Source organism: Alcaligenes sp. DN25 (assembly GCF_023674485.1).
In the GTDB taxonomy this organism is placed as follows: domain Bacteria; phylum Pseudomonadota; class Gammaproteobacteria; order Burkholderiales; family Burkholderiaceae_B; genus Alcaligenes; species Alcaligenes phenolicus.
Window position 1 is genome coordinate 893,559 of sequence record NZ_CP098408.1, and the last position, 20,037, is coordinate 913,595.

Sequence of the window (20,037 nt, forward strand, 5' to 3'; positions counted from 1 at the left end):
GGACCCTTGATGAGCGGTCATGATGCAAGGATGGCGGCTTTGCTACATTGCAATTTTCAACCCTCTACCCCTTGCTATGAGCACTTCCCAAATACAGTTTGGCCTTGATCATGTCATGTTGCGCGTCCTGGATCTGGAGCGATCCCTGGCGTTCTACCGCGATATTCTGGGCATGCATGTGGTGCGCCACACGGACTATGAGTCCGGCCGCTTTACCAATGTGTTTCTCAGCTTTGATCAGAGCACGCAGTTCAGTCTGGAGTTGACCTGGAACTGGGATCAAAAAGAGCCGTATGAAAAGGGCGGGGCCTTTGGTCATCTGGCCTTGATGGTCCAGGGCGTGCATCAGGCGGTGCGTTATCTGGAAGAGCAGGGCGTCAGGATCAAGACACCTCCCAAGCAGATGAATCACGGTAAACGCACGATCGCCTTTGTGTTTGACCCGGATGAGTACCTGATTGAACTGGTGGAGCCTTTGGCCTCGCCGACCTGATACTGGCCTTGGGCGTAGCGTTGACTGGCCCGCATTGAAGAGCAGAATAAAACAAAGACCATGCACCGTCGCGGTGATGGTCTTTGTTTGTTTTTGGAACATGCCATATGAAGGCGCGTTCTGGCTTACAGCCCCAGCGAACTCCACATATCGTCCACTTTCTTCTTGGTGGACTCATCCATCTGGATAGGCGTACCCCATTCGCGCTGGGTTTCTCCGGGCCATTTATTGGTGGCATCCATGCCCATCTTGCCGCCCAGTCCCGAAACGGGCGAGGCAAAGTCCAGATAGTCGATAGGCGTGTTTTCCACCAGCACGGTATCGCGTACCGGGTCCATACGGGTAGTCATGGCCCAGATCACTTCTTTCCAGTCGCGCGTGTTCACATCCTCGTCCACCACCACGATGAACTTGGTGTACATGAACTGGCGCAAGATGCTCCAGACACCAAACATCACGCGCTTGGCATGGCCTGCGTATTGCTTGCGAATCGACACCACGGCCAGGCGGTAGCTGCAGCCCTCGGGAGGCAGGTAGAAGTCCACAATTTCAGGCAATTGCTTGCGCAGAAGGGGTACAAAGACTTCGTTCAGCGCAACGCCCAGAACGGCAGGCTCATCGGGCGGCTTGCCGGTGTAGGTGCTGTGGTAAATCGGGTTGCGGCGCATGGTGATGCGCTCGACAGTAAAGACCGGGAACCAGTCCTGCTCGTTGTAGTAGCCGGTGTGGTCGCCGTAAGGGCCTTCCAGTGCCATTTCGTAGCTGCTGTCTGCGGGCGGCTTCATCCCTTCAGGCACCTCGGCGGCCAGGGCATCCGGGTGATTGCTGGGCAGGATATGGCCTTCCAGCACAATCTCGGCCCAGGCGGGGACAGACAAGTCGCTACCCAGGGCTTTGGCCACTTCGGTGCGCGAGCCGCGCAGCAAACCGGCAAACTGGTATTCGGACAGACTATCGGGCACGGGGGTGACCGCACCCAGAATGGTGGCGGGGTCGGTGCCCAGGGCAACGGCAATCGGGAAGGGCTTGCCAGGGTTGGTCAGTGCATGATCGCGGAAGTCCAAGGCACCGCCACGGTGGGACAACCAGCGCATGATGAGCTTGTTACGGCCAATCAGCTGCTGACGGTAAATACCCAGGTTCTGACGCTTGGCATGAGGGCCTTTGGTAATCACCAAGCCCCAGGTCAGCAAAGGAGCCACGTCGCCGGGCCAGCACAGCTGCAAGGGGATCTGGTTCAGGTCCACGTCCTTGCCTTCCAGCACTACTTCCTGGCACGCGGGAGAGCGGACATTCTTGGGGCTCATATCCCACAGGGCGGACTTGAGCATGGACACTTTGGACAGTGCATCACGCATTCCGGTGGGGGCCTGTGGCTCTTTCAGATTGGCCAGTAGTTCGCCAGTGTCGCGTAATGCCGACACATCCTGTGCACCCATGCCCCAGGCGACGCGTTGTGGCGTGCCGAACAAATTGGCCAGGACAGGCATGGCGGCTTTGGAGCCTTGATGCTGGGCGTTTTCAAACAAAAGCGCCGGTCCACCGGCACGCAGTACCCGGTCACTGATTTCAGTCATTTCCAGCGAGGTGGAAACTGGCTGCGTAATCCGCTTCAGATCGCCCTTGGCTTCCAGCTGGGCAATAAAGTCTCTCAAGTCACGGTATTTCACAGAAGAACGGGGCTCCGCTTGCAGATATTTTTGGTTAAGACCTTGAACAGGTTCTAAGGTTAACATCGGGCAGTTAGCAATACTAAGGATGATCCCATGGGCTTCCAAGATATGGACTATGTACTTAGTCGCTCGGCCCGCACCCTGACGTATCGCATCGGTGAGTTTGTGCACGTGTGTGCCATGTACCTGGGCATTGCCGTACTGGTGACGATTGCAGCCTGTGTGGTTGTGCCGTCGATGCGCGCTCAGTTTAACCAGCTTTATACCGGTCTCGTGCAAACCCTGCGCCCCGAGGCGGTGAAATACGATGCGTACAGCCAGGCGGTCTGGCCAGCGGACAAGACACAGCCCAACCTGTCCGAAGAGGGCGAGGACTTGAGCCAGACAGAACAGCAGCAAGCTGTCTCTACTTATCAGGGCTTTATGAAGAACCTGCGTGCTTCGGTCACCGGGCAGCCCATTGCGGGCGTCACGGCGGCTCAGCAGCAGGCCTTGCGCAGCTATTTGGCGCGCAAGTACAAGATTGCCTATTCGGTGGCGGGGGCCTTGATCCACACCGCTTTTATTGTTGGCAAGGAAAAGAACCTGGACCCGCAATTGATTCTGGCGGTGATCGCCATTGAGTCACGCTACAACCCCTATGCGGAAAGTCATGTAGGTGCGCAGGGCCTGATGCAGGTGATGACCAAAGTCCATAAAGAGAAGTTCGATATCTATATGGAAGGGACGTTGGCGGTGCTGAGCCCCGAGGCAAATATTCGGGTGGGTGCGCAGATTCTGTCGGACTGTATTCGCCGCCGAGGGTCTCTTGAAGGTGGCCTGGCCTGTTATGTGGGCGCAACCGGGCCTAGCGATGGCGGCTATGGCGCGAAGGTGCTGGCTGAACGTCGCCGTATTGCCTTGGCCTCGGGCATTCCGATCCGGGCACGCTAAGTGGTCTGAATGGAAAAAGAAATCGGGCCTTGCGGCCCGAAATACTTTACTGGTGTCGGGCTGCACTGCCCGGCAGACTGAAACGATGCCGGGTTTAGCGGCCCAGAAATTGTCCCAGACGACTGATCGCTTCCTGCAAGCGGTCCATGCCAGTGGCGTAGGACAGGCGCAAGGTATAAGGTGCGTGGGCCGTACCGAAGTCCCGGCCCGGCACAGCGGCCACTCCGGCCTCGTGCAGCAGTTGCTGCGAGAAGGCATCGCTGTCCTGACTGTATTCACGAATATCCGTATAAATATAGAAAGCGCCATCCGGGCGCACGGGTACGCGCAGGCCCAGACGCTCCAGCTCGGGCAATAGGTAATCACGACGCTGTTTGAAGGCCAGCCGACGCTCTTCATAAATCGCCATGGTTTCAGGCTCGAAGCAGGCCAGGGCGGCATGTTGGGCCAGGGAGGGAGCGCAAATTGCCAGACTGGCAGCCATGCGCTCGCAGGCTTCTGTCATCCAGGTGGGCAGGATCAACCAGCCCAGACGCCAGCCCGTCATGTGGAAGTACTTGGAAAAGCTATTGATAACAATAATGTCCTGATCCAGGGTCAGGGCGCTGAGCGGTGCTTCTTCATAAAACAGACCCAGATAGATCTCGTCCATGATGATGAAGCCATCACGGGCGCGCACTTCCTTGATCAGTTCTTGCAGGGCAGGGCGGGAAATCGTTGCGCCGGTGGGATTGTTGGGCGACGCAATCAGAACGCCGCGGGTCTTGGGACCCCAGTGCTCGCGAATATGCTGGGCACTTAGCTGAAAGCGTTCCTCCGCCGAGGCCGGGATCAGGCGGGCCGTACCACCGGCTGCCATGATGAAGTTCTGGTTGGCCGGGTAGGACGGATCGGGCATCAGCACTTCGTCACCAGGATTGATCAGAGCCAGCGTAGCCAGAGACAGGGCACCGGATGCGCCGGCCGTGACCACAATACGCGAAGGGTCGACACGGGCCTGGAACTGCTGCTCGTAATACAGGGCGATGCGTTCACGTAAAGCCGTCAGACCGGCAGGGGCGGTGTACTGACTCAAGCCTTGATTACTGGCCTGATGCAGCGCATCGACCACGGCTTGCGGGGCGGTGAAGTCCGGTTCGCCTATGCCCAGGCTGATAATGTCGCGGCCCGTGGCCTTCAGGGCATTAGCCTGTTTGAAGAGTTCAACAGCATGAAAAGGAAGAACATGTTCGGTACGACTGGCGAGGCGGGACATACGGCAAATCTCGGGTAAAAAGTGTATTGTAGGACCTTGCTCAAAAGGGCGTCAGGTGGCTGTGGCATGTGCGTGTGCCCTGTAGGGGTACAAACCGTCGGGCCAGTGAGACTCAAGTTTAGGTTTGTTGCAGGAAAAGTCTATGGTTTCTTCGTCGCGGCGTGCATTTTTGATGGGGCGTCGTCCTCCCCAAACAGCGTGGCAGACATTTTGTTCACGTCTGAAAGCCCGGGTTCAGGGCGAGTGGTCCGAACTTAGCGCAGAACCGCATCATGAGCAGGCTCGTCTGGAACCCGCTTCCAGTGCAGACGTGCATATGGTGTTGACGCTGGCCGCCGAGTACGGTGTGACGGTGTGTCTGGAAGGTGTGCCGCAAGCCAGTGAAACCGATGGTCCCTTGATTGTTCTGGCACCGGGCCGACAGATGGCCCGCTGCGATCGTCTGGAACCCAACTCTAATCGCTGGTTTGTTCAGCCTGGCTGTCTGCTGGGTGAAATGGAAGCCAAAGGTTTTCAAGGACTGGCCAATGCGCCTGCCGGGATGACCGTGGCCGCCTGGCTGGCGGACCGACGCCAGCATGATTGGCCCACAGGTCGCACTGCCTTGTCGGGCGTATTGCACTGCTCGGTCATTCTGGCTGACAACACGCAGGCAGCCTTGGGTCCCTTTGGTCAGGAAAACCGCAACCCGCTTGATAGCCTGCGCATGCAGCAGTTGATTCCGGCCCTGTTCCAATTGATGGGTGAATCCGAAACGCAGGCCTTGAGACAGGAACAATGGCCTTGCCGCTATAGGCTGGATGCACTGGAGCCGGTTGAGGGCGAGGGCATCAATCTGGCTCATCTGATGCTGGGCCACGGCGGTGATTTGGCCTGGGTGGAATGGCTGGTGCTGGATGATGCCGTTTTAAGCGGCTCGGACCCGCAAGATTGGTCCTGGCCGAATCAGGAGCAGTCCTGGCAAGCTCAGGATGTGGATAGCCGCATCAAAGCGCTGTTTGATCCAGCGGACCGATTTTCCTATCCGGGCCAAACGCTATAAGTTTGTCCTGGCCTGTGCTTGACCCATGTTGTAACTCAAGGGCTAGAATGGTCCTTGCTTTGGCCTTGAGGGCCAGGCAAGGTGACCGGGGTTTCGGAGACGAGAACAGCATTCAGCGTATCAAGCCACGCGCTTGTTTGAATTCACGTTGACAGGCAATGGCGACGCTCTGGCGATCCCGGTCCGTTTTGAATGGATTTTTGGGTAGGTATAAGCATGGACGCCAATTTTCGGAAAGCAGCCCTGGAATATCACGAACAGGGCAGGCCCGGAAAGTTATCGGTCACGCCGACCAAGCAACTCTCCAACCAGCGCGATCTGGCACTGGCCTATTCGCCCGGTGTGGCGGCCGCGTGCGAGGAAATCGTCAACGACCCGCAAAATGTCTTCCGCTATACCGGTCGGGGCAATCTGGTCGGGGTGATTTCCAACGGCACGGCGGTGCTGGGGCTGGGCAATATTGGCGCGCTGGCCTCCAAGCCGGTCATGGAAGGCAAGGCCGTGCTGTTCAAGAGTTTTGCGGGTCTGGATGTCTTTGATATCGAGATCAATGAAACCGACCCAGACAAGCTGGTGGACATTATTGCAGGTCTGGAGCCGACCTTTGGCGGCATCAATCTGGAAGACATTAAAGCACCCGAGTGTTTCGAGGTGGAGCGCAAGCTGCGCCAGCGCATGAGCATTCCTGTCTTTCACGATGACCAGCATGGCACCGCCATTTGTGTGACAGCAGCCTTCTTGAATGGCTTGAGCGTTGTTGAAAAAGACATCAAGCAGGTCAAGGTGGTGACTTCTGGGGCCGGTGCGGCCGCGCTGGCTTGCCTGGACCTGATGATTGATATGGGTTTGCCGCTGGAAAATATCTGGGTGACGGATATTGATGGTGTGCTGTACGAAGGCCGCCCCGGCAATCCCGTACCCGAGCTGGCCCGCTTCGCGAAACAGACCGATGCCCGTACCCTGAATGATGTGATTGATGGGGCCGATGTCTTTCTGGGCCTGTCCGCTGGTGGTGTGCTCAAGCCCGAAATGTTGAAGAAGATGGCCGCCCGGCCATTGATTCTGGCCCTGGCCAATCCTAACCCCGAGATTCTGCCCGAAGACGCTCACGCCGTGCGCGACGACGTGGTCATGGCAACTGGCCGTTCGGATTACCCGAACCAGGTCAACAACGTGCTGTGCTTCCCCTATATCTTCCGTGGCGCGCTGGACGTAGGCGCCACCACGATTACACGCGGCATGGAAAAAGCCGCTGTGCTGGCCATTTGTCAGCTGGCACGCGAAGAGCAGGACGAAGGGGTTGCGGCTGCCTATGGGCTGGAGGAAGTGTCTTTTGGGCCCTCCTTCTTTATTCCCCGTCCTTTTGACTCGCGCCTGATCGTCCGCATTGCTCCTGCCGTTGCCAAGGCAGCGATGGAGGAAGGCGTGGCGACGCGTCCGATTGCGGACCTGAAAAGCTATATCTATCAGCTGCGTCAGTTCGTTTACAAGTCCGGCTCCTTCATGAAGCCCATCTATTCGCTGGCCCGTGGCCTGGTGCAGGACGGCGCCAAGTCTCGTGTGGTCTTTACTGAGGGCGAGGACGAGCGTGTGCTGCGCGCCGTGCAGATTATTGTGGATGAAGGTTTGGCCAGCCCGATTCTGGTGGGGCGTCCGGCTGTCCTGCAGCAGCGTATTGAACGCTATGGCCTGCGCCTGCGTTTGGGCATTGATGTGGAAGTGACCAACCCCGAACAGGATGATCGTTTCCACCGTTACTGGACCAGCTATTGGGAAATCATGTCCCGTCGCGGTATCAGTAAAGAGATGGCGCGTGTGGAAATGCGTCGTCGCCCAACCTTGATCGGCGCCATGATGCTGCACCTGGGTGATGCTGATGGCATGATCTGTGGCACGGTGGGCCGTTACGAGAACCATCTGGAGCTGGTCGATCAGGTGATTGGCAAGGCACCCGGCGTGGAAACGTATGCGGCCATGAATATTCTGCTGCTTAGCGAGCGTACCGTGGCCTTGACGGACACGCACGTGAACCACGATCCCGATGCAGATCAGGTAGCTGAAATCACCTTGGCGGCAGCTCGCAAGATGCGTCAGTTCAATATCGAACCCAAGGTGGCATTGCTGTCCAGCTCCAACTTCGGCACCAATGATTCGCCTGCCGCCGTCACCATGCGGGGGGCGCTGGAGCGTGTGCGCAAGCTGGACCCCAGCCTGGAGGTGGACGGGGAAATGCACGGCGATTGCGCGCTGGATGAAAAGGCCCGCCATCAAATCCTGCCCACCTCGGCCCTGACTGGCGAGGCGAACTTGCTGGTGTGCCCGAACGTGGAGGCGGGCAATATTGCCTACAACCTGCTCAAGACGGCTGCCGGTGGTAACGTGGCAATCGGCCCCTTCCTGTTGGGGGCACGAGCACCGGTTCATATCATGACGTCCACTTCTTCGGTGCGCCGTATCGTCAATATGACGGCGGTCACGGTAGTGGATGCCAACGTCGCTACTGAAGGCTGATACCTACCATGATCCAGCGCACTCCCGCTCCTGTGGCATTGGTCCTGAATGGGGGCGGGGCGCGCGGTGCGTATCAGGCCGGGGTGCTGGCCGGTTTGCTGGAGCTGCTGGATCCTGATCGCAACCCTCAGTTTCGCAATCCCTTCGATATTATTTGTGGCTCTTCGGCAGGCTCCATCAACGCTGCCGGATTGGCGTGCCGCGCCGACAGGCCTCATGAGGCTGTAGACCATATACAACAGCTGTGGGGCTCGTTGCGCACCAACGATATCTTTCATGCTGACCCTTTGCAATTGCTGGCGACCAGTGTGCACTGGGTGGCCACGCTGGCCTTGGGCTGGCTGGCACCGCGTCTGCGTGACCATGTTCCGCACTCCATGCTGGATAATTCGCCCCTGCGCGACCTGCTGGAAGAGAGCCTGGACTTCGACCGCTTGCAGCGCAATCTGGCCCAGCAGCATGTGGGCGCGCTGGCGATTACGGCAGCGGCCTACACCACGGGTGAGCACCTGACGTTCTATCAGTCTGACGAGCGTATTCGCCCCTGGACGCGCAATCTGCGCCGTGCCATCCCCGGTGTCATCGGGGTGGACCACCTGATGGCTTCCAGCGCCATTCCCTTCATGTTTCCGGCTCAGTCTCTGCCAGTGGGCAAGCAAACCCAGTGGTGCGGGGACGGGACGATGCGTCAGTTGGCACCCATCAGTCCGGCCATTCATCTGGGAGCGCACAAGGTGCTGATTGTGGGTACCGGGTACGCCGACAACACCTATCACGAACAGGAATCCAGGGATCCGCCATACCCCTCTTTGGCGCAGATCAGTGGCTATGCTTTATCCAACATATTCCTTGATAGTGTGTCAACGGATATTGAGCGTATGGAACGCATCAATACATTGCTTGCCTATATGCCTGCAAATGTATTACAAAGCCAATCGCTGCGTCCTGTCAGCACGTTTGCCATCACCCCCAGCCGCTCGCTGGATGAAATTGCCACTCGGCATATTCATCAGATGCCAACTGCTGCACGTACCCTATTTCGAGTACTTGGTGTATCTTCAAAGTCCGGTCCGACCACAGGCGGTGCATTAATTTCATATTTGTTATTCGAGTCCGGCTACACCCAAGAGCTGATCGAGTTAGGAAAGACCGATACCATGAGTCGTCGTGAAGAAGTGTTAGCGTTTTTTAAGGAAGCGTCCTGATGAGCCAATCCCTGACTTTGCAAGAAGCTTTGCAACAAGGCGGTGTGCTCGACGCAACGGGCCTGACGGCTGCTGATTTTCTGGAGCAGGCACAGGACCAGGGGCTTACCGCCCTGGAAGTAAGTTGCGATCGTGCGCGCAATCGTTCCGCTGTGCTGCGAGCAGTCGCCAAGGCTGTCGATTACCCTGAATTTTTTGGTGGCAATCTGGATGCGCTCTACGATTGCCTGTGTGACACCGTGCTGGATCAGAAAGCAGGCCTGGCCCTGTGGCTGGACAATCTGCACAGTGGTGATCCTGCGTTGGAAAAAGACGCCCAGGCTATTTTGGGCGTGTGTGAAGATGTGCATGCCTGGGCCTCGAACAACGAGCGCCGTTTTGTATGTGTCGTTCTGCACGCTGGCAAGCATCCTGACCCTGAACCGGGTGAGACCCCTGCTTCCTACTCCAGCCAGGACGAAGAATAAGCCTTATTCCCAGCCTTGCAAGGCGCTGATCGCTGCTGTCAGCGCCAAGGCGGCGGTTTCGGTTCGCAGCACGCGGTGCCCGAAACGAATCGCCTGAGCCTGGGCTCCCAGTGCCACCTTCTGCTCTTCGGGCGACCACCCGCCTTCGGGGCCAATCAAGATAGTCATGGCCTGATCTTGCGGTCCGATGGCCTGCGCCAATTGCTGGGGCGCATCGGGATCACAGAACAGATGCAGGCCAGTTTCCGCCTCGCGGAAGTATTCGGCCAATGTCAGCGGCGCTGACAGTTCCATCAAGCGGTTGCGACCACACTGCTCGCTGGCCGACTCAATCACTCTTTGCCAATGGCCCATGCGCTTGGCCTGCCGCTCCGCGTTCAGTTGCAGCACGCTACGTTGCGCGCGAATCGGCACAAAGCGGCTGACGCCCATTTCCACGGCTTTTTCAATAATCCAGTCCATCTTGTCGCTGGAGGCAATGCCTTGCAGCACCGTTATGCGACCGGCCAGCTCGCGGACAGGTGTTTGGGCATCGCCCAGGCTGGCAAAGCCCTTTTTGCCATCAATGCGCAAGATGGCGGGATACTGGGTTCCGCGCCCGTCAAACAGGACAATGTCCTGACCGTCCTTCAAACGCAGCACCCGGATAGCGTGATGCGCCAGAGCCTCGGGCAGGGCGATCTCGGTCTGGGCCGTCAAGTCCAGGGGGTGGTAGAAACGGGGAGCTGTCATATCAAGACACCATCAAGCATAAAAAACCGCACAAGCATACCGTACCCAGGCTTCGGGGAGAAAGCGCAAGGCCCCAGCTCAAGTGGGGGCGATTTAGCGCCAGCAATGCTAAAATAGCGCGTTTTATAAACTAATCAGGGCCGTGAGCCGTCCGCCTGTCGGAATTGTCGCGCCGCCGCCCCAATGAGCTTCTAATGGATATTGCGTCAGCCTCTGATAAAACCCTAGCCAATGCCATCCGTGCCTTGTCTATGGATGCCGTGCAACAAGCTAATTCGGGCCACCCCGGTGCGCCCATGGGCATGGCCGATATCGCCCAGGTTCTCTGGTCCCGGCACCTGAAACACAACCCTGCCGACCCTGCCTGGTTTGATCGCGACCGTTTTGTGTTGTCAAACGGCCACGGTTCCATGCTGATCTACGCTTTGTTGCACCTTAGTGGCTACGACCTGCCCATGGACGAGCTGCGCAACTTCCGTCAGATGCATTCACGCACTCCTGGCCACCCTGAAGTGGGTATTACCGCGGGCGTGGAAACCACCACAGGTCCTTTGGGCCAGGGTTTGGGTAATGCTGTTGGCTTCGCATTGGCTGAAGCCTTGTTGGCGCGCGAGTTCAACCGCGAAGGCCACGATGTGGTCGACCACCTGACCTGGGTTTTCGCTGGCGACGGCTGTTTGATGGAAGGTATCTCGCACGAGGCTTGCTCCTTGGCCGGTACCTGGAAACTGTCCAAGCTGGTCGTGATGTACGACGATAACGGCATCTCCATCGACGGTAAGGTCGAGAACTGGTTTGGTGACGATACGCCCGCCCGTTTTGAAAGCTACGGCTGGAACGTGATACGCGCGGTTGACGGCCACGATGCCGCTTCGATCAATAGCGCGATTGAACAGGCTCGCCGCAACGCGAAAGAGGGCACGGGTCCTACCCTGATTTGCTGCCGTACCGTGATCGGCAAGGGTGCTCCTAACGCCGCTGGTTCCGAGAAGGTTCACGGTGCCCCACTGGGCGCTGATGAAATTGCCGCCACCCGTGCAGCACTGGACTGGAACCACGGACCGTTTGAAATTCCTCAGGAAGTCTACCAAGGTTGGGATTGCCGCGAAAAAGGCGGCGCCCAGCAAGCGGAATGGCAAAAGCGCTTTGACGCTTACAGCCAGGCTTACCCTGAACTGGCCGCAGAACTGGCTCGCCGTCTGAAAGGCGAGCTGCCTGCCGACTACAGCGCCAAAGTACAGGCCTTTATTGAAGAAACCGCTCAGAAAGCCGAAACCATTGCGTCGCGTAAAGCCTCGCAATTGGCCATTAGCGCTTTGGTCAATGTGCTGCCAGAAATGCTGGGTGGCTCGGCTGACCTGACCGGCTCGAACTTCACCGACTGGAAGGGTGCCGAAGCCGTACGTGCCCACGCCGACGGTGTGCATTTCGGTCGCCACATCAACTACGGTGTACGTGAATTCGGTATGGCCGCCATCATGAATGGTCTGGCTCTGCACGGTGGTTACCTGCCTTTTGGCGGCACCTTCCTGACTTTCTCCGACTACTCGCGCAACGCCATCCGTATGGCTGCCTTGATGAAGCAGCGTGTTGTGCACGTGTTTACCCACGACTCCATCGGTCTGGGCGAAGACGGTCCGACACACCAGTCCATCGAGCACGCCAACAGCCTGCGTTTGATCCCCAACCTGCATGTCTGGCGTCCTTGCGACACCACGGAAACGGTTGTGGCCTGGGCTTGCTCGGTCGAGCGTCCTACCAGCATCGGTATGGACGTACAGGACGGTGGTCCTAGCGCCTTGCTCTTGTCGCGCCAGAATCTGCCTTTCGTCGAGCGCGATGCGCAAACCATCCAGAACATCCGTCGTGGTGGCTACGTGCTGCGTGATGCGCAAGATGCGCGCGCCATCATCATGGCAACCGGCTCGGAAGTGGGTTTGGCGCTGCAAGCACAGGAGCAGCTGGCTCAGCAAGGTATTGCGACCCGTGTGGTGTCCATGCCTTGTACCAACCTGTTCGACGCGCAGGACAAGCAGTGGCGTGACCAGGTCCTGACACCCGGCATCCCGCGTGTTGCGGTTGAAGCCGGTACCACAGGTCTGTGGTTCAAGTACGTGGGCCTGGAAGGCGCCGTGGTGGGTATCGATACCTACGGCGAATCCGCCCCGGCTGGCGTCCTGTTCAAGCATTTTGGTCTGACAGCAGAGAAGGTCGCTGCGGCCGTTCAAGAAATTTTGTAATTGGAGTCTGACATGACGATTCGCGTCGCAATCAATGGTTATGGTCGTATCGGCCGCATGATCTTGCGTGCCCACTACGAGTACGGCAAAAAACACGATATCGAGATCGTGGCCATCAACGCCTCGGGCGGTGCCGAGATCAACGAACACCTGACTCGCTATGACTCCGTGCATGGCCGTTTCAACGCTGATGTGTCGCTGGATGGCGATCATCTGGTGGTCAACGGCGACCGTATCCGCCTGCTGAGCCAGCGCGATGCGCTGACCCTGCCTTGGGCTGAGCTGGGTGTGGACGTAGTGCTGGAATGTACCGGCGCTTTCACCACCAAGGAAAAGGCTGGTGAGCACATTCAAGCCGGTGCCAAGAAAGTCATCATCTCGGCCCCCGGTGGCAAGGATGTGGACGCCACCATCGTGTACGGCGTGAACCATGACATTCTGAAGAGCACCGATACCGTTATCTCCAACGCATCGTGCACCACCAACTGCCTGGCTCCCCTGGTTGCTCCCTTGCACAAGGAACTGGGCGTGGTCAGCGGTTTGATGACCACCATCCACGCTTACACCAACGACCAGGTCCTGACCGACGTGCGTCACAAGGACATGCGCCGTGCCCGTTCGGCCACCAGCAGCATGATCCCCACCAAGACCGGCGCAGCGGCTGCTGTGGGTCTGGTGCTGCCAGAGCTGAATGGCAAGCTGGACGGTTACGCCGTGCGCGTTCCCACCATCAACGTGTCCATGGTTGACCTGACTTTCGTGGCCAGCCGCAACACCAGCGTTGAAGAAGTGAACGGTATTCTGAAAGCCGCCTCGGAAGGCGCCATGAAGGGCATTCTGGACTACTGCACCGAACCTCTGGTTTCCATCGACTTCAACCACACCACCGCTTCCAGCACGGTTGATTCCCTGCTGACCAAAGTGACCGGCGGCAATATGGTCAAAGTGGCTGCCTGGTACGACAACGAATGGGCTTTCTCCATTCGTATGCTCGACAGCACCATCGCACTGATGTCGGCCAAGTAAGATCTGAATAGCAGGGGCGGGATTTCCCGCCCCTGTCACGTTAATTCCCAGAACAAAAAATCATGTCTACAAGCATCAAGACCTTGTCTGCGCTGGCCGAAACGGACGCGCTGCGAGGCAAGCGGGTATTTATCCGCTCTGATCTGAATGTCCCCCTGCAAGACGGACGTATTACCGAAGATACGCGCGTACGTGCCTCGGTGCCTGCCATTCGCATGGCGCTGGATGCCGGCGCAGCAGTAATGGTCACGTCTCATCTGGGTCGCCCCAAAGAAGGCGAGTGCCAGCCTGTGGATTCGCTGGAACCCGTGGTGCAACGTTTGTCCGAGTTGCTGGGCATGCCCGTTGAGCTGCGTCGCAATTGGCTGGATGGCGTGCAAGTGTCGCCCGGTCAGGTGGTCTTGCTGGAGAACTGCCGCTGCAACGTGGGGGAAAAGAAGAACGATCCCGAGTTGGCTTGCAAAATGGCAGCCTTGTGTGACGTTTACGTAAACGACGCCTTCGGTACGGCTCACCGTGCTGAAGCGACTACCGAAGGTATCGCCCGCTTTGCTCCCGTGGCTTGTGCCGGTCCTTTGCTGGAAGCCGAGTTGAAGGCCTTGGGCCGTGCCCTGAACCAGCCTGCCCGTCCTCTGGTCGCGATTGTGGGTGGTGCCAAGGTGTCCACCAAACTGTCCATTCTGCGCGCTTTGGCTGAAAAAGTTGACCAACTGGTGGTCGGTGGCGGCATTGCCAATACCTTCATGATGGCTAGTGGCCTGTCCGTGGGCAAATCCCTGGTGGAAGAAAGCCAGTTGGAAGAAGCCCGTGAAGTGATCCGCATCATGAAAGAGCGCGGCGCAGAAGTGCCTATCCCTGTGGATGTGGTGTGCGCCAAGTCCTTTGCTGCTGATGCCGCGGCTGAAATCAAGGCTGCTGATCAGGTCCAGGACGATGACATGATTCTGGACGTGGGCCCGCAAACGGCTCAGCAGATCGCTGACATCATTGCCAAGGCTGGCACCGTGGTCTGGAACGGCCCTCTGGGCGTGTTCGAGTTCCCCGCCTTCGCACAAGGCACGGAAACCCTGTCGCGTGCGATTGCAGGCTCCAAGGCTTTCTCGATTGCGGGCGGTGGTGACACCCTGGCAGCGATTGCCCAGTTCAATATTGGTGAAGACGTGGATTACATCTCCACGGGCGGCGGTGCCTTCCTGGAATTCCTGGAAGGCAAGCGCTTGCCGGCCGTGGCTGCGTTGGAAGACAAGGCTTAAGCCAGTCTTTGCTTCGTCAGAAAAAGCCAGTCAACGAACGTTGGCTGGCTTTTTTGTTGGATCTGAAAGTTTACGCCCCATCTTTAATCAACTGTGCATACCCCTGTAGGGCGTCGGGCCAGTCCAGCTGAAAGCCGCTGTCCAGCAGTCGCTGGTTGCTCAGGCGCTTGCCACCTTCATTGGACTGACGCCGTTCGGGGTGGGCTACTTCCAGCAGATCCGCCAGTCCGTCGTAAAGCTCAGTAATCCGGTAAGGTCGGCTGTCCGTACCTATATAGCAAGGGAAGGGCGCGGGAGTGCGCAGCAGGTGCCAGCAGGCGCGCGCGGCGTCTTCAATATGCAGGCGGTTGGCCCAGTGCTCCGGGTCGTCCGGCACGGTGGCACGGCCTTCACGCAGGCGGTCCAGTAATTGAGTACGCCCTGGCCCGTACAGGCCGCTGGGGCGGATGACGACGGCTTGGGCCGGGATGCGGTGGTGCAGCAGTTGCTCGGCCTCCAGCAGTACCTTGCCATTGAACTGCGTGGGTTCGGTGGGGGAGTTCTCGTCCACCCATTCAGTGCTCGGCCCGTAGACGGCGCTGGATGATACAAAGACAAAGCGTTTCAAGGCTTTCAGGTCCAGCTCGTTGAGCAGGTTTTCCAGACCGTGCAGAAATACCCGCTCATAAGCAGCCTGGCTACGCTGGTCGGGAGAGACAGCGTAAAGTACGTGGGTGATTTTACGGTGCTTCAGGCGCAGGGAGGTGGGCTCGCTCAGATCAGCTTCCACCCATTCTATCCCGCTGTGATCGTCCAGGGGAACATGACGGCGCAGCCCGATCACCGGCCATTCGTGATGGCGGGCCAGCATCCCGGTGCGGGTGCCCAGATCGCCAGCGCCCGCTAAGAGCAAAGTACGTTGTCGAGAGTCCAAAGCAGCAGGTCCTTGAGTAGAATGATCTCGAGCAAAGCTCGATTGGCTGAGATAACAATAGCATTGGAGGCGGTCATGGAGTGTCGCAATTGGATTGACGGACAGCAACTTGGCGCGGAGGGCGGTGGTTTGCTACCGGTTATCGACCCCTCCACAGGCGAGACCTTCGCCCGCCTGGCGCAATCGTCCGAGGTGGATATTGATTGGGCCGTACAGGCCGCCCGACGTGCCAGCCAGGGGCCGTGGAGCCGTCTGACGGCCGCCCAACGCAGCCAGTTATTGCTGCGTTGCGCTCGAACTCTGTCTGATGCCCGAGAGGAGCTGGCGCGGCTGGAGTCTCGCGATACCGGCAAGCCTTTGCGTCAGGCCCAGTCCGATGCTGCTGCCATTGTCCGCTATTTTGAGTTCTATGCGGGCGCGGTGGACAAGCTGCATGGTCAAACTATCCCGCTGGGCTGGGAGATGACGGCGTTCACTTTGCGTGAACCCTTGGGAGTTACCGCGCACATCATCCCCTGGAATTACCCCTTGCAGATCTTCGGGCGCAGCGTAGCCGCGTCCCTGGCTGCGGGTAATACCTGCGTGGTGAAACCGGCAGAGGATGCCAGCCTGTCCTTGCTGCGCGTGGCCGAGTTGTTGCACGAAGCGGGTTTGCCAGCGGGAGTGCTGAATATCTGCACGGGGCTGGGTAGTGAAGCCGGGCAGGCTCTGTCTGCTCATCCGGATATCAATCACATTTCCTTTACTGGCTCTCCCGACACAGGCCGTCAGGTGGCCTTGCAAGCAGCGCAGAATTTTGTGCCGGTCACCTTGGAGCTGGGCGGCAAGTCTCCACAAATCGTGTTCTCGGATGCGGATCTGGATGCCGCTTTGCCGGTCGTGGTCAATGCGATTGTGCAGAACGCCGGGCAGACCTGCTCGGCAGGGAGTCGAGTGCTGATTCAGCGCGCTATTTATGGCGACTTTACCGAGCGTCTGGCCGAAGCCTTCAAGGCGCTGCTGACCGGGGCGGCCAGCGACAATCTGGATTGCGGTCCCCTGATCAGCGCGCAGCAGCAAGCGCGGGTGCGTTCCTATCTGGAAAATCTGGACCAGGACGGCATTGTGGTGCTGGCGCAAGGCAAGCTGGACTCCAAGGCCCCCGCAGGCGGTTTTTACCAAGTGCCTGTTTTATTGGGCCATGTGCCTGTTGAACATCGTCTGGCGCAGGAGGAAATTTTCGGTCCTGTTCTGGTGGCCCAGCCCTTCGGTACAGAGGAAGAAGCCATCGCCATGGCCAATGGCACGCCTTACAGTCTGGTGGCCGGGGTCTGGACCCGCGACGGGGCTCGTCAAGTGCGTATGGCCCGACAACTGCGAGCCGGGCAGGTCTTTGTGAATAATTACGGTGCGGCAGGTGGGGTGGAACTGCCTTTTGGTGGAACCGGTCAGTCCGGCATAGGCCGCGAGAAGGGCTTTGAAGCCTTGTACGCCCTGACTTCCCTGAAAACGGTTGCGCTACGTCATGCGGCCAGCTGATCGTAGGGGTATTTAGGGGTTAGCGCGGCTGTGGCGGCTCCGGTTTTCTGGCAGCATGGCAGCTGAACGCTAAACAGGTTTCACCAATGGCGGCGCAATGCCGCCATTTCTATATAAAAAGCAGAAGGAGACAAACATGCGATTGCAAGACAAAGTGGCTATCGTGACGGGCGGTGCATCGGGTTTTGGCCTGGGCATTGCACAGCGCTTTGCACGCGAAGGAGCGCGTGTACTGATTGCCGACCTGAATGCAGAGCAAGGGCAGGCCGCAGCGGCCCAGATTCAGGCACAGGGTGGTCAGGCCATTTTTGCCGCTTGCGATGTCTCGCAAGGGGACGAAGTTCATGCCCTGTTGGATATTGCCCTGCGCGAATGCGGTGGGCTGCATATTGTGGTGAACAATGCGGGCACCACGCATCGCAATAAACCGTTGCTGGAGGTCAGCGAAAGCGAGTTCGATCTGGTCTATGCCGTCAACGTGAAAAGCATTTACTGGACCGCCAAACACTTTGTGCCGTATCTGCGCGCCCAGGGCTCGGGCTCTTTCATCAATATTGCGTCTACCGCCGCCTTGCGTCCTCGCCCCGGACTGGTCTGGTACAACGGCACCAAGGGCGCGGTGGTAACGATCAGCAAGGGTATGGCGGCCGAGTTGGGGCCGGACAATATCCGGGTGAATTGCATTAATCCGGTGATTGGTGACACGGCGTTGCTGGAACAGTTCATGGGCATGCCCGATACGCCGGAAAACCGCAGCCGTTTCTTGGCGGGAATTCCGCTGGGACGTTTTTGCACACCCAAGGACGTGGCAGCGGCAGCGCTGTATCTGGCCTCGGACGAGGCCGAGTTCATTACAGGCACTTGCATCGAAGTAGACGGCGGCCGTTGTATTTAAGCCCCACTGCGATTCGTTACAATCGTGCTATTGGCAGGCCCGTTCAGGGCCTGTAGTTTATTTCGCTTCCAAGGAAAAGCATGACATTCAATCGACAGTCTCCCCGCGAGCATCCGGATCAATTGCGTATCGGCTTGGTGTCGGTTTCAGATCGCGCCTCCAGCGGACAGTACCAGGATCAAGGCATACCGGCGCTGCGCCGCTGGCTGGACTCCGCCTTGACGGTAGCGCCTGCCTATCTGGAACGGCTGATTCCCGACGAGCGTGCCCAGATTACTGACACCCTGGTCGACTTGGTGGAAGCGGGTTGCGACCTGATTTTGACTACCGGTGGCACTGGTCCGGCGCGTCGCGACGTGACGCCGGAGGCCACTCTGGACGCTGGAACGCGCGAAATGCCCGGTTTCGGTGAACAGATGCGTCAAATCAGTTTAAAATTCGTACCAACAGCGATTTTGTCGCGGCAAGTTGCGGTCATCCGAGAAATTCAGGACCACGCTGCTCTGATTATCAATCTGCCTGGGCAGCCCAAAGCCATTCAGGAAACTCTGGAAGGATTACGGGATTCAGAAACCGGACAAGTATTGGTGCCGGGTATTTTTGCAGCAGTCCCGTATTGCATCGACCTGATTGGTGGACCTTACGCACAAACTCACGAGCATGTGGTCAATGCGTTCCGCCCCAAGTCGGCGCGTCGGACCGCCAGTTAATACGCTTACAAACAATCGGCTGTGCACGGAACCGTGCCCGGCCAAGTTTTTCAATTATTTTAGTCTTCAGGAGGTCTTCTCATGGCCCTAGTTTCCATGCGCCAGCTGCTCGATCACGCGGCCGAGCACGGTTATGGTATTCCAGCGTTCAACGTCAATAACCTGGAGCAGGTCCAGGCTATTATGGAAGCCGCCTCGGAGACGGATAGCCCCGTCATCATGCAGGCATCGGCCGGCGCCCGTAAATACGCAGGCGAAGCGTTTCTGCGTCACCTGATCGAAGCTGCTGTCGAGTCCTACCCCAACATCCCTGTGGTGATGCACCAGGACCACGGCCAGTCCCCCGAGATTTGCAAAGGCGCCATCGAACTGGGTTTCTCCAGTGTGATGATGGACGGCTCCTTGCTGCCCGACGGCAAGACCATTGCCGATTTTGAATACAACGTGGAAGTTACCCGCAAAGTGGTCGAAATGGCTCACAAGCTGGGCGTGACCGTTGAAGGCGAACTGGGCTGCCTGGGTTCCCTGGAAACCATGCAGGGCGACAAGGAAGACGGTCACGGTGCTGACGGCGTTCTGACTCTGGACCAGTTGTTGACCGACCCCGAGCAGGCTGCTGAGTTTGTGACACGCACTCAACTGGATGCACTGGCCATCGCCATCGGTACCAGCCACGGTGCTTACAAGTTCACCCGCAAGCCTACCGGAGACATTCTGTCCATTGAGCGCGTGAAAGAAATTCACCGTCGTTTGCCCAATACTCACCTGGTCATGCACGGCAGCTCCAGCGTGCCTCAGGAACTGCTGGCTGAAATCCGCCAGTTCGGTGGCAACATGAAAGAAACCTACGGCGTGCCTGTGGAAGAAATTCAGGAAGCCATCAAGTACGGTGTGCGCAAGGTCAATATCGACACCGATATCCGTTTGGCCATGACCGCTGCCATCCGTCGTTTCCTGTTCGAAAACCCGGAGAAATTCGACCCACGCGAATACCTGAAACCTGCTCGCGAAGCCGCCAAGAAAGTGTGCGTGGCCCGCTACCAGCAGTTTGGTGCCGTCGGTCAGGCCTCCAAGATCAAGGCCATTCCTTTGCAGGAAATCGCCCGCCAGTACAGCACCGGCGAGTTGTCCCAGATCGTTCAGTAATTTTGTCAGGCGGAGCAGGAGTGGG

General features: G+C 58.2%; 17 protein-coding genes. 13 read left to right on the forward strand and 4 right to left on the reverse strand.

Annotation, left to right across the window (positions count from 1 at the left end):
- Positions 1-76: 76 nt before the first annotated feature.
- Complete coding sequence (locus NBV64_RS04165) at positions 77-493, forward strand: VOC family protein (protein ID WP_250756740.1); 417 nt, start codon at positions 77-79, stop codon at positions 491-493.
- Positions 494-618: 125 nt separating this feature from the next.
- Here the strand turns inward: NBV64_RS04165 and NBV64_RS04170 are convergent, their stop codons facing one another.
- Positions 619-2,163: a UbiD family decarboxylase gene (locus NBV64_RS04170; RefSeq protein ID WP_250756741.1), complete on the reverse strand. Its 1,545-nt coding sequence runs from the start codon at positions 2,161-2,163 to the stop codon at positions 619-621.
- A 96-nt stretch (positions 2,164-2,259) separates the two neighbouring features.
- Here NBV64_RS04170 and NBV64_RS04175 point away from each other — a divergent pair, with 96 nt between their 5' ends.
- Entirely contained in the window at positions 2,260-3,099 is an 840-nt protein-coding gene (locus tag NBV64_RS04175; RefSeq protein ID WP_009455145.1) for a lytic transglycosylase domain-containing protein, read from the forward strand.
- 94 nt (positions 3,100-3,193) lie between these two features.
- On the opposite strand, the gene NBV64_RS04180 is transcribed toward NBV64_RS04175, so the two are convergent.
- Entirely contained in the window at positions 3,194-4,354 is a 1,161-nt protein-coding gene (locus NBV64_RS04180) for a pyridoxal phosphate-dependent aminotransferase (protein WP_088451084.1), read from the reverse strand.
- Positions 4,355-4,496: 142 nt separating this feature from the next.
- Here NBV64_RS04180 and NBV64_RS04185 point away from each other — a divergent pair, with 142 nt between their 5' ends.
- The 4 genes from NBV64_RS04185 to NBV64_RS04200 all read left to right on the forward strand — a co-directional run bounded on the left by NBV64_RS04185 (position 4,497) and on the right by NBV64_RS04200 (position 9,579).
- Positions 4,497-5,396, forward strand: coding sequence for a hypothetical protein (locus NBV64_RS04185; RefSeq protein ID WP_250756742.1), 900 nt, complete (start codon positions 4,497-4,499; stop codon positions 5,394-5,396).
- Positions 5,397-5,612: 216 nt separating this feature from the next.
- The gene (locus tag NBV64_RS04190) at positions 5,613-7,907 is read left to right on the forward strand and encodes an NADP-dependent malic enzyme (protein WP_250756743.1); all 2,295 of its coding nucleotides are present in this window, start codon (positions 5,613-5,615) and stop codon (positions 7,905-7,907) included.
- 8 nt (positions 7,908-7,915) lie between these two features.
- Entirely contained in the window at positions 7,916-9,112 is a 1,197-nt protein-coding gene (locus tag NBV64_RS04195) for a patatin-like phospholipase family protein (RefSeq protein ID WP_250756744.1), read from the forward strand.
- Positions 9,112-9,579, forward strand: a complete 468-nt coding sequence (locus NBV64_RS04200) for a barstar family protein (protein WP_009455142.1) — start codon at positions 9,112-9,114, stop codon at positions 9,577-9,579. Before NBV64_RS04195 ends, NBV64_RS04200 begins: the two co-directional genes overlap by 1 nt.
- Positions 9,580-9,582: 3 nt before the next feature.
- Here NBV64_RS04200 and NBV64_RS04205 read toward each other — a convergent pair whose 3' ends face one another.
- Positions 9,583-10,311: a 16S rRNA (uracil(1498)-N(3))-methyltransferase gene (locus tag NBV64_RS04205; protein ID WP_250756745.1), complete on the reverse strand. Its 729-nt coding sequence runs from the start codon at positions 10,309-10,311 to the stop codon at positions 9,583-9,585.
- A 194-nt stretch (positions 10,312-10,505) separates the two neighbouring features.
- Here NBV64_RS04205 and tkt point away from each other — a divergent pair, with 194 nt between their 5' ends.
- The 3 genes from tkt to NBV64_RS04220 all read left to right on the forward strand — a co-directional run bounded on the left by tkt (position 10,506) and on the right by NBV64_RS04220 (position 14,830).
- Positions 10,506-12,551 (forward strand): transketolase, encoded by a 2,046-nt coding sequence (gene tkt / locus NBV64_RS04210; RefSeq protein ID WP_250756746.1) that lies wholly within the window; start codon positions 10,506-10,508, stop codon positions 12,549-12,551.
- 12 nt (positions 12,552-12,563) lie between these two features.
- Entirely contained in the window at positions 12,564-13,577 is a 1,014-nt protein-coding gene (gene gap, locus NBV64_RS04215) for a type I glyceraldehyde-3-phosphate dehydrogenase (protein WP_009455139.1), read from the forward strand.
- Between the two features lie 62 nt (positions 13,578-13,639).
- Entirely contained in the window at positions 13,640-14,830 is a 1,191-nt protein-coding gene (locus NBV64_RS04220; protein ID WP_274984791.1) for a phosphoglycerate kinase, read from the forward strand.
- 70 nt (positions 14,831-14,900) lie between these two features.
- Here the strand turns inward: NBV64_RS04220 and NBV64_RS04225 are convergent, their stop codons facing one another.
- Complete coding sequence (locus NBV64_RS04225; RefSeq protein ID WP_052159345.1) at positions 14,901-15,743, reverse strand: NAD-dependent epimerase/dehydratase family protein; 843 nt, start codon at positions 15,741-15,743, stop codon at positions 14,901-14,903.
- A gap of 75 nt (positions 15,744-15,818) precedes the next feature.
- Here NBV64_RS04225 and NBV64_RS04230 point away from each other — a divergent pair, with 75 nt between their 5' ends.
- The 4 genes from NBV64_RS04230 (at position 15,819) to fba (ending at position 20,012) form a co-directional block, all read left to right on the forward strand.
- The gene (locus NBV64_RS04230) at positions 15,819-17,261 is read left to right on the forward strand and encodes an aldehyde dehydrogenase family protein (protein ID WP_022983437.1); all 1,443 of its coding nucleotides are present in this window, start codon (positions 15,819-15,821) and stop codon (positions 17,259-17,261) included.
- Positions 17,262-17,397: 136 nt separating this feature from the next.
- Positions 17,398-18,156, forward strand: coding sequence for an SDR family oxidoreductase (locus NBV64_RS04235; protein ID WP_009455130.1), 759 nt, complete (start codon positions 17,398-17,400; stop codon positions 18,154-18,156).
- An 80-nt stretch (positions 18,157-18,236) separates the two neighbouring features.
- On the forward strand, positions 18,237-18,866 hold the full coding sequence (mog, locus tag NBV64_RS04240) for a molybdopterin adenylyltransferase (protein WP_250756747.1): 630 nt from the start codon (positions 18,237-18,239) through the stop codon (positions 18,864-18,866).
- Between the two features lie 81 nt (positions 18,867-18,947).
- Positions 18,948-20,012: a class II fructose-bisphosphate aldolase gene (gene fba, locus NBV64_RS04245; RefSeq protein WP_250756748.1), complete on the forward strand. Its 1,065-nt coding sequence runs from the start codon at positions 18,948-18,950 to the stop codon at positions 20,010-20,012.
- The last annotated feature ends 25 nt before the right edge of the window (positions 20,013-20,037 follow it).

Excerpts from the sequence above, each read along its gene's own strand:
- NBV64_RS04180 (WP_088451084.1), bottom strand. The coding sequence starts at position 4,354 with ATGTCCCGCCTCGCCAGTCGTACCGAACATGTTCTTCCTTTTCATGCT.
- gap (WP_009455139.1), top strand. The coding sequence starts at position 12,564 with ATGACGATTCGCGTCGCAATCAATGGTTATGGTCGTATCGGCCGCATG.
- NBV64_RS04220 (WP_274984791.1), top strand. The coding sequence starts at position 13,640 with ATGTCTACAAGCATCAAGACCTTGTCTGCGCTGGCCGAAACGGACGCG.
- tkt (WP_250756746.1), top strand. The coding sequence starts at position 10,506 with ATGGATATTGCGTCAGCCTCTGATAAAACCCTAGCCAATGCCATCCGT.
- NBV64_RS04200 (WP_009455142.1), top strand. The coding sequence starts at position 9,112 with ATGAGCCAATCCCTGACTTTGCAAGAAGCTTTGCAACAAGGCGGTGTG.
- NBV64_RS04185 (WP_250756742.1), top strand. The coding sequence starts at position 4,497 with ATGGTTTCTTCGTCGCGGCGTGCATTTTTGATGGGGCGTCGTCCTCCC.
- NBV64_RS04205 (WP_250756745.1), bottom strand. The coding sequence starts at position 10,311 with ATGACAGCTCCCCGTTTCTACCACCCCCTGGACTTGACGGCCCAGACC.
- NBV64_RS04230 (WP_022983437.1), top strand. The coding sequence starts at position 15,819 with ATGGAGTGTCGCAATTGGATTGACGGACAGCAACTTGGCGCGGAGGGC.
- NBV64_RS04195 (WP_250756744.1), top strand. The coding sequence starts at position 7,916 with ATGATCCAGCGCACTCCCGCTCCTGTGGCATTGGTCCTGAATGGGGGC.
- fba (WP_250756748.1), top strand. The coding sequence starts at position 18,948 with ATGGCCCTAGTTTCCATGCGCCAGCTGCTCGATCACGCGGCCGAGCAC.
- NBV64_RS04190 (WP_250756743.1), top strand. The coding sequence starts at position 5,613 with ATGGACGCCAATTTTCGGAAAGCAGCCCTGGAATATCACGAACAGGGC.
- NBV64_RS04165 (WP_250756740.1), top strand. The coding sequence starts at position 77 with ATGAGCACTTCCCAAATACAGTTTGGCCTTGATCATGTCATGTTGCGC.
- NBV64_RS04175 (WP_009455145.1), top strand. The coding sequence starts at position 2,260 with ATGGGCTTCCAAGATATGGACTATGTACTTAGTCGCTCGGCCCGCACC.
- NBV64_RS04235 (WP_009455130.1), top strand. The coding sequence starts at position 17,398 with ATGCGATTGCAAGACAAAGTGGCTATCGTGACGGGCGGTGCATCGGGT.
- mog (WP_250756747.1), top strand. The coding sequence starts at position 18,237 with ATGACATTCAATCGACAGTCTCCCCGCGAGCATCCGGATCAATTGCGT.